We start from the raw sequence: 15,610 nt of genomic DNA, 5'->3' as shown, positions 1-15,610 counted from the left end.
CGGCCTGGGCAAATTACATCTTCACCTGAGTGTGATCTGCGGCGGTTGGCTTGTGGCAGTAGAAACAGGTTTCCAGCTGCGCAGCCTGGTTGGCAGCGGTGTAATCACCATCTACCACAGCGCCGTAGGCTTCCAGTTGCTCCTTGGTGTGTACCATGTAGTCGCCACCGACAGTGTGACAAGAAGTACAGGTAGCAGTGATAGGCGTGGTGTACATGCCTGCTGAGGTTGCCAGAGCCCCCTTGTTCTTGAAGGCATCAAGATTCAGGTCGTTGTGACAGGCTGAACAGTTGCCACCGATCAGGCCGTGAGCCTTTTCAATGTGGGTCTTGTGCAGTTTCATCTCCAATGCGCCTTTGTTGGCACCGCTGGCGTAAGTACCATCTGGAGTATGACAGGCCACACAGCCATCAACACCGACGGTGAGCTTGCCGTTTACTTCGCGGCCCAGCTGCTCTGTCATCACAAAGCCGGCATGGTGGCCTTTGTGCAGTTCGAAGGTGTCGCTGTGACAGCCCTGACAGGTAGCGAAGTTCACTGAGTCGATATGACGGTGACTAGGTGCATCACCTGACTTGGTACCGAAGGCCAGTTGAGCTTTCATGCTGGTAGTGGCAACGCCATCGGCACAGGCGATGAGCTCGCTGCCTTGGTTGCACATTTCCAGACCGATAAAGCTGAAGGCGGTATCGGCATCACCGGCACCGAAAGGCAGGTCCTGAACGGTGAATTGCAGCTTGCCGTCAACCAGAGTCACGGCGTCCTGCAGCTGGCCGTCTTTAACCAGATCTTTGGCGACCTTGGCTTTACCGCTTCCTGGGCTGACGTTGTAGCCCATGACAGGGAAGTTAGGGCCCACGTTGGTGATGGTTTCCAGACGCTTGATCTTGGCCAGTTCGTTGTTGGCATCCAGCGCATTGCCGGCCTTGTCCAACAGGGTCACAGTCAGAGTCGCACTGTTGTCGGCGCTGCCGGTCAGTTCTGCTGCCAGACCGCGTTGAGCGATAACGGCACGTTTGTCACCGGTTACACCTGTGTGCAGCTCTTCTGTCCACTTGCTGTTGTGACAGGCGATACAGTTGGAGTTGTCGGTTTGTTGGCTGTGGCCCTGACCGGCAGCAAAATCTATATTGCTGTGGCAGCTACCACAACTTGCAGCTGTAGGTACTTTGGACCAGTTGCCCCAATCGGGCGTCAACTCGACATTGGTGTCGTTGTGACAGGATTGGCAGCTGTTAAGCGCATCCAGGCCCAGATCCTTGTGCTTGGTATGGATCATGGCGTTGAATTCATTGCCTGGTTTTACCTTGCCTGAGGTGTGGCAAGTGGCGCAATAGTTAACATCTGAGTAGGCGCCGCCGTGTTTGACGTTGGCCAAATCACCGTGACAGGTATTACAGCTATCTGTACTCACCAGCTTGCGGCTGTAAGCCGCGGAGGCTCCAGAGTCGGCACTGAAGTCGACGAAAGCGTTGCTGTTGGGGATCAGAGTGCCGTCAGGCAGAGGCGTATTGTAAGCGCGCAGCAGTACCCGCTGGGCAAGCTCAGGGTTGAAGCTGATAGTGTCTTTACTCAGCTCATTCAAGGTCTTGCTGAAGGTGTAGCTGTAGCTACCGTTTTTGTGGTCAACGAAAGTACCTGCGCAGCTGCTGCTAACAGTACAGTCTTCGTTGCCGAAATACTGCCACTGAGAGGCATTACCTGCACCGGTTGCGCCTTCCGGCAGCAACTGAGCGGCGGCAAAGCGGAACTTCTGCAGGCCAACTACCGGCATATCGTCTTCGTTGGTCACGGTAAATTCAACCGTTGGGATACCGCCTTTGACAACAGCTTGCTCAAAGCTGAAATGCAGCTCTTTGATTTCACCTGCAGGCTCGCCGCCTGGGTTACCTGGATTACCATCGTTGCCATCATCGCCACCACAGCCACCTAAGGCCAGAGTAGCTGCACTGGCTGCCAGCAGCAGTGCGATTCTGGTTTTTTGTGCGTTCATCATCTTGTTCCCTGCAATAGTGGAAGTATCTGGTTTAGGGAGTGGCTGAGTCATCTCAACCAAATTGATTATGTAATTGGCCCTTAACCCGATACCGGAAATAGGATTTCCCTCGAAAAGGCTAACTCAAGCAGGGCCGAAAAGCTGCATGACTGGTGTTAATGTGTGACTTGGATCTTTCTATTTATAAAGAGGTATTTGAGCTGGTAGGGAAAACTTAATCTCGATCAAAAAAACGCTGTTTTTTAATTCGATTTTGGCAATTTGGTAGATAAAAAAAGAGAGGCCGAAGCCTCTCTTTAGGGTTAAATTTTAGTGGCTGAAGCCCCAGTTGGAGTGAGCTTCCAACAGCTGGGAATCAGTATGACAGGTAGAACAGGCTTCTTGGCCTTTCTGGGCGTCATAATCACTTGCAGCTACACCGTGGCCTGTACCTATCACACCACCATTGGTCACTATGTGGTTGATAGTGGTTTCACTCAGGCCGTATGGCGGCTGGTGACAGCTGGCGCAGGCGGCAGTCTGTGGTGATACCAGAGTCTGCTCTGTGCCATCTTCAGTCTTGCCGAAGGCAACCGGAGCGGCATCGGCGGCAATTTTCTTCAGTGAGAAGCCGTCTTTACCGTGACAGGTCTGACAGTCTGTCTTCTTGAAGAAGCCGTTGCCAGAGCTGTCATACAGGTAGTGCTTGGAGTGCACTATGTACGCCAGGTTGGATGAGCCGTCACCCTTCTTGTCGCGGGTACCGTTGTGGCAGGAGGCACAGCCGTCGATGTCGTTGGAGAAACGATGCTTGATGGCAGTGGTGTGACACTGCTGACAAGCTGTCATTTCGGCATGTTGAACCCTTGGCGTCTTGTCGACTTTGCTGCCATCCACATTGAAGTAGGCTGTGTCAGATGGCACGTAAGGACCGGAGTTAGGGATAACACCGTCTTCGACTGGCTTACAGTCGGCTACAGCGCCTTTGCCATCGAAGCAGACATGCAACTGGCTGCTCAGGGCCACTTTAACCTCTGGCGTACCCATGACTTCGGCTACTTTGAAGTCGCCATCGCTGAAGGTGACATCTATGCTGCCGTCGGCGCCCTCACTGAAGTGGTCGTAACCCACTTTCTGGTAGTTAACCAGGAAGTCGTCTTTAACCACACCGTTGAAGACGATGGCGCTGGTGAAACCGCCGTGTGAGTATGGGCTGGAGTCAATCTGCGCCAGTGTCACATTGGTGTCGCCGTGCTTGACAGTCATGTTGGCCTTAATGGTCTTGCTGGCCTCATCATAAGTCATGCTGTTGAAAGTAACGCTGGTCTTGGCAGATTGGGCACTGTCGTTGTTGCTGTAGTGGGCGCGTTCGGCACCACGGCCATGGCCATCAGGATCGCTGTGACAGGAGACACAGTTCAGTTTGTCTTCTTTAATCTGGTTGTTTTCTGCATCCCAGTGCCAGGAAGGTACGGCATACTGGCTGTTGTGGCAGCTCAGACAGGTTGCAGCATCCAGATCGGCTTTCCAGGCATCGGCCATAGCCAGGTTTTCATCTGGTTGGTGACAGGTCTGACAGTTGCTGGCTGATTGCGGGAAAATGCCGTTGTAGAAGGCATGGCTGTGCACTTCGTGCGCCATGGCCTTGATGGAACCATCAAATTTATGGCTGCCTATCACTTGGCCATTTTCGTCCTTGTCATCCTTCATGTAGCTGTTGTAGTCGGTGTGACAGAAAGTACAGCTTTCCAGAGTGACGTGTTTGCCGCCGTGCATGGCCAGTTCACCGGCATGACCGGGTCTGTGACAGCTTTGGCAGGTTTCATCGGCGATAACCGGCTTGGGTTTGGCCTGAGTGGTATCGGAAGAGGGCTGCCAGTAGAAGAAGCTGTTGTTAACCAGGTTAACGTTGGCCGCATTGGCTGTTTTGATGCCCAGGTAAATACCATTGACCATGTCGGCCTTGTAGTCGTATTTACCCAGAGTATCTATGGCTTTGTTCAGTTTCAGTGTATAGGTGCCGTCCTGATTGTCGGTCAGACAGTCTTCGCAGTTTTTACCCTGGAAGTAGGAAGAACCCGTGTAGAAGCCGTCACCTTTGTCTTTGTTGAAGTAGCTCAGCCAGATCTCTCTCGCTTGGCCTTCTACATTGGTCAGGCCTTCAATCTCATCTTCGCTGCCGACACGGCCGAAGGAGACTGCACCTATGTCAGTGTTTTTCAAACCAAAGACGGCGGCGCCGTTGGCATCGGACAAGCTGAAGTTGATTGTCAGGAAGCCGTTGGTGTCTACAGATGCTGAATTAATCTTGGATTTCAGCGTGTTGACTTTGCTTATGGGTGTGCCGACAGGACCTGGCTTACCAGTCTCACCATCCTTACCGTCGCTGCCACAACCGGCCAGCATCAGAGACAGCAAACCGGCACCCAACATCGCTTTAGTCGCGGCATTGAAATTAAACCGTTTCATCATGATATTTCCCTGCAAGTGATTTTAATCATCACTAACCAGAGGTTAAATAAGAATAAATCTCATTAACCATGGAAAGTGTGTGGAATTATTTTTCCAAGGCTAAGGCTACCCAAGTGGTGGGGATTAAGCAGTCACTTTAGATGGGTTATGTGATTAAGATCCGACTATTTCTTTAGGGGTATACGGCTAGATCAAAAAACGTTAATCCTGATCAAAAAAACGTGTTTTTTGAAAGAGTTTTTAACGAATTTTGCTGCATAAAAAAGGGAGGCACATGCCTCCCTTTGGTAGCAAAACGCAAGTTAATTGCCGTGTGCAGTCATCAGCTGAGCCGGGGTATGACAGGTGGCACAGGCCTCTTTGGCACGATTACGGACATCGGTCTCATCCATGCCATCCAGAATACCGCCGTTGGCTTGAATATGCGATTTGGCCGCATCGCTGAGGTACTGTTGGTGGCAGCTCAAGCAGGAGCCTGCATCTGAGGATACCCAGATATCCGCGCCGCTATTGCTGATGTCACCATAGCGCCAGACACGATCCGGTGAACGACCCAGAGTGATACCTGTGACGCTGCCGGAAGACTCGGCATGACAGGTGGCACAATCGGTTTTCAGCACAGTGCCGGACTGGAGCCCTGCATACTTGAGGAAGTGGCCTTCACGCTCGTGTGCCTTCCAGGCAAAGCTTGAGGGGATCTTGCCACCGGGATAATCGGCGTCATTACGCAGTGTCTTATCCGGTGTATGGCAGGTCTGGCAGTTGACGCCATTGTCATAGTGATGGATCTCCTTGCCATGACAACTTTGGCACTTGGTCGGATCTATGATGGCGCGGCGGGCCACGGCATCCATACCGCTGTCGACACCATTGTTACCCCAGACAAAGCGGTAGGGCTCCTGCTGGATAGCCACAGAGCGAACACCGTCGGTTGCGCAGTCTGTCAATTGAATATCGGCAACACCATAACCGCCGTTATTGAAGCAGGCTTCCAGTGCTGACCAGATTTCAAAGTTCTTGCCATCCGGACTTGCCGGCATATCAAACGCCGGAGTCAGCGTATAGCTCTTGCTGGTGGTGTCAAAACTGCCTTCACTGAGACGAATACGGCGCTGGCTGTAGGAGGCTTCGTTGTAGGCAGGGTAGTCCTTGTCTACATCCCAGCCCACTATCATACGGCTACCCTGATCGATAAAGCTTTGATCCATGGCGTTACCGTCTTTATCCAGCACCTGCACTTTAAAGGTCATCTTGCCGGCGTTGCTGCTGACCTCCAACACCTTGACGCTCAGTTCGGCTGCCAGAGTGTAGGCTTGCATTACATCACCGTGGCGCTTGGCTGCGCTGCCGGTACCGTGATAGGTATTGTCCGTGTTGTGGCAAGCCATACAGTCGGTGCTGGAGTGGTGGGATGAAGGCTTTTCCGTGTGACAGGCGACACAGGCGGTATTGCTCTTCTCTGCCTTGAACAGATCGGCATTGGCGGGAGCGCCACTGCCTTCCTGGTGACAGACGCTACAGTCTGAAGCTGGCTTACGAGGGAAGCCGACCACACCATAGTCGTGGACGCTGCCGCCATAACCGACAATCTTGTACGGCGCCGGCACTTCATTGCCGTCGGCATCATAGGTATGCCGTTCTGCGCCGCGGTGAATGGCGTGGATCAGATAGGTGAACTCCACACTGTTACCCGACTCAGGATCTCCAGAAGTCGCAGTATGGCAGGAAGCACAGTTTTCCAGCGCTATTCGACGTCCGCCGTGCAGCTCCAGGCTGTCCGGTTGGTGACAGGTGTAACAGGCATCAATGGTGACCACATTGCGGGTCTGGATACCTTCTGTATTGCCGCTGGAGGGTTGCCAATCATAATGGGCATTGGCGGTAACCTGGGGGAGTTTCAGCTCCAGTGTGGCCCTTTGAGTGGCATCGGCATCATAAGCTATGGCCAGCGGCTCTGTGACTTCGGCAATATTGACCTGATAACTATAGCTATAGCTGCCGTCACCATTGTCCACCAGACAGGTTTCGCAGGCGCTGGCGGCTTCGACTCCGGCCTGATACTGAGGCGATGGACTGAGGTTATCCACCCCGTCGGGAACCGTTGTCGGTTGTTTGAGGCTATTGATATAGGCTTGCCATTGGAATCCCCAATCGGCTTCTCTGGCTTCCTCACCTTCACCTATGGTTTCGGTCACATGGGTCAGCTGAGCGATACCAAATCTGAGGTCATAATCTTTGTTCAGACCCAACACAGCCACACCATTGGCATTGGTCAACATAAAGTCGACCGTGACCTTGCCTGCTTCCACTTTGGCGTCGGTAAACTTGACCTTGAGTGTGGGAGTGGCATCGATATTCACTCCGATCACGCCGTCCTTGCCGTCTTCGCCATCCTTGCCGTCACTGCCACATGCCATGAGCGTCAGCGACATCAGAGTGGCCAATGCCAGGCGGGTATGCCCTTTAACCAGTCTTGAGCTTTTCATCATTATTTCCCTGCATTGCTTTGATTGCACGACTGAGCCAGCCTTTGAAGACCGGCCCGTTCCTGTAATTGCCGCCCTCAAAGGGCGGCTTATTGTTGTTACTGGGCGATAGGATGCACCTTGGTGACATCGGCCATGCCGCCCTGACCATGACAGGTGGCGCAGCTTTCTGTTCCTGCCTTGGCATCAGCTTCAGTGCCTTGGAACACGGCTCCCTGTTGCGTCATATGGTTGCGGGCACTATCGCTCTGGTGGCAGTTACTGCAGACTGCCGCCGTGGGGCTGGTGAAGCTGCCATCATCCAGACTCAAGGGTTGCACCGCCGGGCTGAGTGGCAGTGCCATACTCAGCACGCCATTTTCATCTTTGCTGTGGCAGTGAGCACAGTTGCCTATATTCCCCGGGAATTGCAGCGTCTCGAACCCTTCAAAATTGGCCGAGTGCAGTGCATGGATCAACTGCTTGAAGTCGGCGCTGCTCGCTGATGGATTGGCAGCAGTGGCGTCGGCCTGCATATTGGGGTTGTGGCACAGTTGGCACTGGCCGGCCAAATCGTTGCGAGAGCCGTGGAAGTTCAACTGTTGATCGCCATGGCAGCTGCCGCAGGTTTCGTTGCTGACCACCTGGCGCCGTCCGGCCGTGGTGAGGCCGGCCATGTTGAATGACTGATGGCTCGACTTGATAACCAGCACACTGGCGGCGCTGTCACTGCAGTCGACCAGCATGCCTTGGCTGGCACAGACTCGGCCCTGAATCGCCAGGGTACCTGCATCGGCTTCACTGCCGGCGGGAATGGTCAGTCCATTCAACTGATACTGATAGACACCATCACTGCCGGACAGCGGCACCACTTCATGTACCCTAATTGAGCGGGCAGAGCGGGTGGCGTAATCAAAGCTGGTGCCCCAGTTGGCATAGACCCTGAGATCGTTGACAAACACCTGCTTGTCGGCGCTGTCGTTATAGGCTGCACCTGTCTGCGGGTTACTCAGCTTGAGCGAGAAGCTCAAACTGCTGCCGCTGACACTGGCGTTGGTGACCTCGGCCTTGAATTGCTCGAGGGCCGCCATGTTCTCCTGATTGGCATGTACTTCGCGGGTCCAATCCGGATTGTGGCAAGCGACACAATTGCTGTTATCCGCTTGCGCCGGATGACCTTCGCCTTTGATGAAGTCGATATTGTTATGACAACTGCCACAGGACTCCATGGTTGGCACCCGGAACCAGTTGTGCTGTTCGCTGAGGGTTTCATCCTCTTTATGACAAGTCTGACAGTCGGACAAGGGTTTGGGAAATCCGGCCAGATGTTTGGCATGGATCATTTGCGGGAAGATGTTTTCCGGATTGCTGACCCGAGTGGCATTGTGGCAGGTAACACAGGTTTCCACCTGGTTATAGTTACCGCCGTGAAACGCCAGGTCATTGTGACAGCTGTTACAGGTGTCGATGGAGACAATGTTGCGGCTGTAGGCCGGAGCACCACCAGGGGGCTGCCAGTCGTAATGGTCATTGGTTACCGGCAATGCGGTGCCATCGGCCAAGGTATCACCACCGAGTTTGATCACTACTCTGTGAGTGGCTCCGGCGATTTCAGCTATTTCATTCATCCCGTCGAAAGGGGCACTGAAACTGTAGGAGTAGTTGCCATTTTTATGGTCAACATAGGTGCCAGGGCAGCTGCTGGAGCAGGTCTCGGCGGTGAAATACTGCCACTCACTGCTGTTCCCGGCCCCACTGGTGCCTTCCGGTAACAACTGCGCGGCAATGAAGCGCCCGGAGGGGATACCGACTACCGGCTCGTCATCCTGATTGGTGACCCGGTAATCTACCCGGGTAATGCTCTCTTCGAGAGCCGTTTCCTTGACCTCAATATTGAGCTTACTGATATTCATCGCCGGCTCGCCGCCCGGTTCGCCTGGGGTTCCAGGGTTGCCATCGTCACCTCCGCAACCTGAGAGAGCCAACATGGCGGTCAGCAGTGGCGCGCCTAGGTAAAACAGGGGAGTTTTTGGGGTGTATTCCTTTGACATCGCTCTTCGCCTCTTGCTTTTATAGGGAGTAACTCAGTGTCAGCCCCAGATAGTGGGCGTTATAGTCCTGGCCAAGATCTCCAAAGCTGAGTACGTTGGGGATGCTATCCGGGGTTAATCCCTGATTGAGCCAGTCACTGTCCTGATAGTGTTCAAACAACCAATCCAGCCTCAATGCCATCTTGTCGCTGAAGTGATACTTGGCAAAGGCGTTGAAGGTATGACGGCGTGAATAATAGTCGCCGTAATCCAGAGTGAGCCCCTGGCTGACATCTGTGTCGCTTTCGCCTTTTGAGTATTGCCAGTCGAAGCCCAGATCCAGTTGTTTATCCAGCAACTCGTTATAGTAGATGCCGAACCCGGCGACAGTGCTGCTGTCGCTGGCACGACTGTACCAACCGCTGGGGCCGAAAGAAGCTGAGCCGGTTTGATCTGTATCCTGCCAGTCCTGATTGAGCCAGGCATTGAGGCCAAACTGGGCTGAGAATTGATAGTTGCCACTGAGGCCATAGCCCCAACTGTTGACTTCATCCAGGCCGATAAGCGTCTCATCATAGTCTTGCTGCTTGTGATTCAGCGCCAGGCTGAACGACAGGGCATCGCTGAAGCGGTAATCGTTTTGCAGTCGCAACAGGGTTTGCTTGCGATCTGCCAACCAATACTGACGCATCCAGGGATTATTGGGGCTTTGGCTCAGCTCGGATGCCTGATAACTGCCGCCACTGCGCTCACTGAGTTCACCTTTGAACCACAACTGCCAGTCGCGGCTGGCATGCAGGTTCAGCTTGGCAAACACGCTGGATTGGAACAGGGATTCGCGCGCCAGATCGCTATAGCTGTGGTGTTCATACTCGTAACCTGCGTCAAGAGACAGGGCGCGGGTAAAACGGTAGTTGAAGGCGATATCAGCTCTTTGGCGGGTGTGGTCATAGGCCGCGGGCGTGGCGCTGCCCTGGTGCCAGCTGTCACTGCTCACCTGTGGCCAGTCTTTAAATTGTGTCTTGTTTTCCCGGTCGCGATAGTCATAGCCGGCGCGAACCGACAAGCCTCTGCTGAGGCGGGCGGCATACTTGAGTTTGAGTTCCAGCACGTCAATCTGCATGTCGCCATCGGTTGCGGGCAGCTGGGGGGAAGGACCATTGATGGTGGCCGGTAACAGCGCCTGATCCTGAGACATGCGGGTGAATGCCGTGTGCATCAATATTTGATGTCCGGCCTCGGATAACTGCAGATCGGCACCGACTCTCAGCGCCTTGTTGTCCGGATTGTCGGCAAGTTGGCCATTATAGGCGGCGCCGAATGTGGGAAAGAAGGCGTTTTCCCAATAGAGTGCCTGATAGTCGTTGCTGTATTGGCTCAGGGTCGAATTGAAGCCGGCCAGCCAGCCCTTTCCTTTGAAATAGAGTTTGGCTTCCAGCTCGTCAGTACTGTCATCCACCCGGGTGGCCAATGCCATGGAGTTGGTAAGAAAGTTGCCGTTGGTTTGGCGGGTGCCATCACGTTGCTCATGACGGTAATTGAGCCCCGCCTTATAAAAGCTGCCCAGGTAATGGGCATCCAGGGTGAAGCGATCCCGCTTCATTTCCAGTCGCTGGCTTGTCAGGCTGTCATCAAGCCCCGGCATTTGCGAGGTGAGGGCAGCCGCTTGCCAGTTGTCCGGCAACATCAGCCTGTTGTCCTGATTGATATAGGGACTCATGCCATTGTCCGGGCCGAAGTTGGCCAAGGCGCGATAACCCAGACGGATATCAAATTGGCCGGGTCTTCCGGTACTCAGGCTGGCGCTGCCGGTGTCATAGCCCAGTTTGTCGGCTTCAATGTGGGTACGGTAACCCTGTTCACCATAAAAGACGACATCGCCGCCAAGGTGCCCCGTGGCGCCATCGGCATCTGTGCCACTACTGTTGGCAAACACCGCATTGTCGCCATCATTGTAGGCTACACCGGCTTCGAGCGTGCCGCGGCTTTCCTGTGGCAACTTGCACTGGCCGCAACTCCACTTGTCTTGCTTGAGCTCGGCGCGATTGGCCTGTTGCAGCGAATAGCCACCGGCCCAGGCCGGTTGCAGTGCACAGGCTATGGTGAGCGCCAGCAGTGATAGTTTCATCTGTGTCTGTTTCTCGATAACCATACTCAGCTCCTTATCGCTGCAAGAGTTTGCCGGATGGATGGTTGGAACCATGCACCTGGGTGTGGCAGTTCAGGCAGGAGTTGCCGGCGTTATAGGCGTTGGGCATCAAGCCGGTTTGCTCATTGGCCGGGAAGTAGGCTCTGGCTGCATGGCCGTCGGAAGCATGGCATTGCTGACACAACTGAGGCGGTTTGGCCAACAGCATGGCTTCGTTGACGCTGCCATGAGGGTTGTGACAGCTGGCGCAGTTGTCTGTAACCGGGGCGTGTTCCCACAGCTTGGGCCCGCGCTTTTCGGCGTGGCAGCTGTAACAGTTTTCGTTGACCGTCATCTGCTTCAGGCTGGCGTCCCCCAGACTGCCGTGAGGATTGTGGCAGTCGCTGCAGACCATCTGCTCTGTGCGTATCGGGTGCGCGGAACGTTTGTGAATGTCGGCACGTTGCTCTGAGTGACAGCTGCTGCAAACGGCGACTTCGGTTTCACGGCTCTGGATGGGATCCTGGCCTGTATGCACCTGGTGACAACTGGCACAGGCAACTCCGGCCGTGTCGTGGTGGCTGGCACTCCAGCCCAGACGCTGCTCATCCTGGTGGCAACTGAGGCAGACGCTGTTTTGCTTGTCGGCCGGGACCGGCGAGTCGGCACCGAAGGTGATCATCGGCTCCTTGCCGCCGCGGTTGTGTTTCCCCATGGGGCCGTGGCAGGCTTCGCATTGCAGATCGGCCATCGGAGATTGAGAGACGTTGGGATTGCCGTGTACACCATCAAAAAGCGCCATTACCTTCTGGTTCTTTTTGTGACACATCAGGCAGCTGTCAGCACCCTTGGGGGAGTATTTGCCTTCGGCAAATTTCTTGTCCAGTGTGGCTTCAACTTCGGCCGGGTCCTGGTTGTCCCACGGGGTAGCTTTGGCCGGGAAGGCCAACAATAACAATAAGGGGAGAGCGCAACCCAACCCCCAAAGGCTTGGTTTACTCGAGTTATCCATTTTCATCATTCCATCCTGAGCGCGTTCATTGCCGATTTATAGTTATTAGGCATGCATCAGTAATTTACCGAATTGCTAATGTTAAAGAATAGAGCAAAAAAGTGACAAAGCGATAACTTTTTGATGATGCTTATGGGTAAAGAAGGCTGATTTAAAAAAGAAAACAACAAAGTGTGATCCATGCCTCGTTTTGGGTATGGTGTGTCTTTGTTCGAATTTGGGATCCGCCGCAGAAAAAGCCGCGGTTCAGTTACTTTTATTTGCAGTTAAACGGTTTATTCCAGCTAGCTTTTGTCCCATAATAGCCAACACAATTGAAAACTATTATCGTTACCAGTTGAAAAGCTTGATCCAGATAAAGTTCTTATTTGACTGTTTCAGGTAGAATCGAATCATTACCCGCATGCTTGCATGCTGTTTTCAGTGGTAGAGGCAATGAAGTTAAGTGAATTGAAACCCGGTGATCGCGCCATGATTTCCGAAGTTGGCCATCTGGATCTGCCTGCAGTGGTCAAACGCAAGCTCCTGTCCATGGGGATCACCCCCAATACCTGTTTTTCTTTGATCCGCCGTGCTCCCATGGGATCCGGGTTGGAATTGGACATTCGCGGCAGCAAGTTGTGCATGCGTCAGGATCTGGCACAGATTATAGAGGTGGAAAAGGCCAATGACTAAGCAGTTCCATTGTGTCACTGTCGGTAATCCCAATGCCGGTAAGTCGACATTGTTCAACGCCCTGACAGGTGCCAATCAACAGGTAGGTAACTGGTCCGGGGTGACAGTCGAGAAGAAGACCGGCCACTTTTCGCTTAATGGCGATGATGTCTTTCTAACCGATTTACCCGGCATTTACGATCTTCTTCCCGCCGGTAGCAACTGTGATTGCTCGTTGGATGAGCAGATTGCTCAGCAGTATCTGGCCAACCAGAAAGTAGATGGCATTATCAACTTGGTGGATGCCACCAATATCGAACGTCACCTGTATCTGACAGTGCAGCTGCGTGAGCTGGGTATTCCCATGGTTGTGGTGCTCAACAAAATGGATGCGGCGGTCAAGCGCGGCATTCGGGTCGATACCCAAGCCATGAGTCGAGAGCTGGGTTGCCCCGTAATAGGAGTGACTTCAAGAGAAGCCAAAGACGTCGAGCGGGTCAAGGAACAGGTGATAGAGCTGCTGGAAGGGCGGGTTTCAGAGTCGCCTTTGATGCTGCAATATGACGCCACCATTGAAACCGGTGTCACAGCCATTATGGGCAGCGACAGTCAATTAAGCCGGGGCCGGGCGCTGGCCATGTTGGCCAATGGCTTGGGCTGTGGTTCTTGCCAGAACAATTTGCTCGATGAACAGGTCTCCAGAGTGACGGATAAACTGGCACTGGAAGGCAAAGACATAGAGATCATGGTGGCCACCACACGTTTTGACTTTGTTGAGCGGGTTTATAAGGGGTCGGTCAATGCCGACGGCCAGCTGACCTTGAGTGACAGGCTCGATAAGTTGGTATTGCATCCTGTGTTGGGTATTCCGGTATTTTTGCTGGTGATGTACCTGATGTTCATGTTTGCCATCAACGTGGGCAGTGCCTTTATCGACTTCTTCGATATCAGTGCCGGCGCGCTGTTTGTCGATCATTTCGGGGCTTTGCTGACCAATATAGGAGCTCCTGCCTGGTTGGTGACTCTGCTGGCCGGTGGTATAGGTCAGGGTATTCAGACGGTATCGACCTTTATTCCGGTTATCGCGGCGCTGTTTTTGGCTTTATCTGTGCTGGAAGGCTCTGGCTATATGGCCCGTGCCGCCTTTGTGGTTGACGGCCTGATGCGCCGTATCGGCCTGCCCGGCAAGGCCTTCGTACCCATGATTGTCGGTTTTGGCTGCTCTGTGCCTGCCATCATGGCGACCCGCACACTGGGCAGTGAGCGTGAACGTATTGTCACGGGTATGATGGCGCCCTTTATGTCCTGCGGTGCCAGATTGCCGGTATACGCCTTGTTTGCGGCGGCCTTTTTCCCTGATTCAGGTCAGAACCTGGTGTTCGGTCTCTACCTTATCGGTATTTTGGCTGCGATAGGCACAGGCCTGCTGCTGCGCAAGACCTTGCTGCCCGGTAACAGCAGCGCCGTAGTGATGGAGCTGCCAAGCTATGAACTGCCCAAGCTCAAAGCGGTGGCTTCCCGCACAGGTAAACGTACCAAGAGCTTTATTCTCGGTGCCGGCAAGACAATTGTGGTTGTAGTGACTCTGCTCAACTTTATCAATGCCATAGGCGTTGACGGCAGCTTCGGCCATGAAGACAGTCAGGAGTCTTTGCTCAGTGTCGCCAGTCAGAAGATCACTCCGGTGTTCTCGCCCATGGGGATAGAGGAAGACAACTGGCCGGCTACTGTTGGGATAGTGACGGGTATCTTCGCCAAAGAAGCGGTGGTGGGCACGCTCAATAGCCTGTATAGCACGGCTGATGGCGGTGATGGCGAGCTTACTCCATTGATGGACAGCTTCTCCGAGGCGCTGGCGACCATTCCGGCCAACCTGTTCGGCATAGTGATGGAAGATCCGCTCAAGCTGTCTGTGGGCCATGTTGAGGATAAGACGCTGGCTGCCGAAGAGCAGGGGGTTGATCAGTCCACATTCGGTGCACTGCAGGCAGGATTCAGCGGACAATTGGCTGCCTTCTCTTATCTGCTGTTTATTCTGCTGTACACACCGTGTGTGGCCGCTATGGGTGCACTGGTGAATGAATTTGGCAGTCGCTGGGCTACCTTTGCCGCGACCTGGACCTTTGCACTGGCTTACGGCAGTGCCACTGTGGTCTACCAAGGTGCGACTTTTGCCGAGCATCCATTGCAGTCCACCGCCTGGATAAGCTTCTTTGTCTTCGCCCTGATTGGTTTCTATATGTGGCTGAAGCGTAAAGGCCGCAAGACCCAGGAGATCATTCCGGGTATAAAGATAGTGACTGAGTAAGGTCGCAGATAAAAAGCAGCCATCTTGGCTAATGCCGTTCACTTAGTGTGAACGGCATTTTTCTTAGGCTTAATGGGATACTTGTTTTTACTCATTTTTAACGCACGTGGATAGGCTCTATCCCGTTTCCCATCAAGCTTGAACTGCCTCGCATTACGCACTATGTCCAAGACCTCTCTCGGAACATTCCCAGGCATTTGAGATGACAGCTGAGTCAGTTTAAAAATGATATAACTCGATGCATCTCTAAAGCTTAATTGGTTCGGATGTAACGACGGTAAGCTCTTAGCCATCAACACCATCTTGTATCTGATGAGGTTATAGGCCAACAGTACTCCCCACAATTCTTGGATAACCAACTCTGGCAATTGACTACGCAACGTAAAGCGACTCTCCAGAAGATGCTGCTTCATCTCCCGATAGCCCACTTCTATCTCCCATCGATGGGCATATAAATCCGCTATATCTGCCCCCGGATAACGCAAGGGGTCCGTTAATGAGGTCAAAATGGAAACCGACTTACCTTTTATCGTCTTTGTCAGTAAGCGAGCTTCAATATTGTCAGG

At 53.5% G+C, this 15,610-nt stretch carries 9 protein-coding genes; 2 read left to right on the top strand and 7 right to left on the bottom strand.

The window, feature by feature from the left end; genetic code table 11:
* Window positions 1–13: 13 nt before the first annotated feature.
* The 6 genes from ACMHXI_RS17905 to ACMHXI_RS17880 form a co-directional block, all read right to left on the bottom strand.
* The gene (locus ACMHXI_RS17905) at window positions 14–1,996 is read right to left on the bottom strand and encodes a multiheme c-type cytochrome (protein WP_156019913.1); all 1,983 of its coding nucleotides are present in this window, start codon (window positions 1,994–1,996) and stop codon (window positions 14–16) included.
* A 309-nt stretch (window positions 1,997–2,305) separates the two neighbouring features.
* Entirely contained in the window at window positions 2,306–4,447 is a 2,142-nt protein-coding gene (locus ACMHXI_RS17900) for an OmcA/MtrC family decaheme c-type cytochrome (RefSeq protein WP_044734226.1), read from the bottom strand.
* Between the two features lie 302 nt (window positions 4,448–4,749).
* Entirely contained in the window at window positions 4,750–6,936 is a 2,187-nt protein-coding gene (locus tag ACMHXI_RS17895; protein ID WP_413735676.1) for an OmcA/MtrC family decaheme c-type cytochrome, read from the bottom strand.
* A gap of 95 nt (window positions 6,937–7,031) precedes the next feature.
* Window positions 7,032–8,963 carry an OmcA/MtrC family decaheme c-type cytochrome gene (locus tag ACMHXI_RS17890; protein WP_413735674.1) on the bottom strand — a complete coding sequence of 644 codons (1,932 nt, stop codon included), beginning with the start codon at window positions 8,961–8,963 and terminating at the stop codon, window positions 7,032–7,034.
* A gap of 19 nt (window positions 8,964–8,982) precedes the next feature.
* Window positions 8,983–11,094: an MtrB/PioB family decaheme-associated outer membrane protein gene (locus tag ACMHXI_RS17885; RefSeq protein ID WP_129979569.1), complete on the bottom strand. Its 2,112-nt coding sequence runs from the start codon at window positions 11,092–11,094 to the stop codon at window positions 8,983–8,985.
* A gap of 10 nt (window positions 11,095–11,104) precedes the next feature.
* Window positions 11,105–12,088 carry a DmsE family decaheme c-type cytochrome gene (locus ACMHXI_RS17880; RefSeq protein ID WP_144217291.1) on the bottom strand — a complete coding sequence of 328 codons (984 nt, stop codon included), beginning with the start codon at window positions 12,086–12,088 and terminating at the stop codon, window positions 11,105–11,107.
* 429 nt (window positions 12,089–12,517) lie between these two features.
* On the opposite strand from ACMHXI_RS17880, the gene ACMHXI_RS17875 reads away from it, so the two are divergent.
* Window positions 12,518–12,757 (top strand): FeoA family protein, encoded by a 240-nt coding sequence (locus ACMHXI_RS17875; protein ID WP_025010714.1) that lies wholly within the window; start codon window positions 12,518–12,520, stop codon window positions 12,755–12,757.
* Window positions 12,750–15,044, top strand: coding sequence for a Fe(2+) transporter permease subunit FeoB (gene feoB, locus ACMHXI_RS17870; RefSeq protein ID WP_093983284.1), 2,295 nt, complete (start codon window positions 12,750–12,752; stop codon window positions 15,042–15,044). The genes ACMHXI_RS17875 and feoB overlap by 8 nt, the downstream gene beginning before the upstream one ends.
* Before the next feature lie 38 nt (window positions 15,045–15,082).
* Here the strand turns inward: feoB and ACMHXI_RS17865 are convergent.
* On the bottom strand, window positions 15,083–15,610 hold a 528-nt coding region (locus ACMHXI_RS17865; protein WP_413735671.1), incomplete at its 5' end, for a transposase.

This window comes from Shewanella sp. BJSY2023SW005 (assembly GCF_047314585.1).
Lineage (GTDB): Bacteria > Pseudomonadota > Gammaproteobacteria > Enterobacterales > Shewanellaceae > Shewanella > Shewanella algae.
Note: the sequence above shows the minus strand (reverse complement) of the source record. Positions and strands in the feature narration are given on the sequence as shown.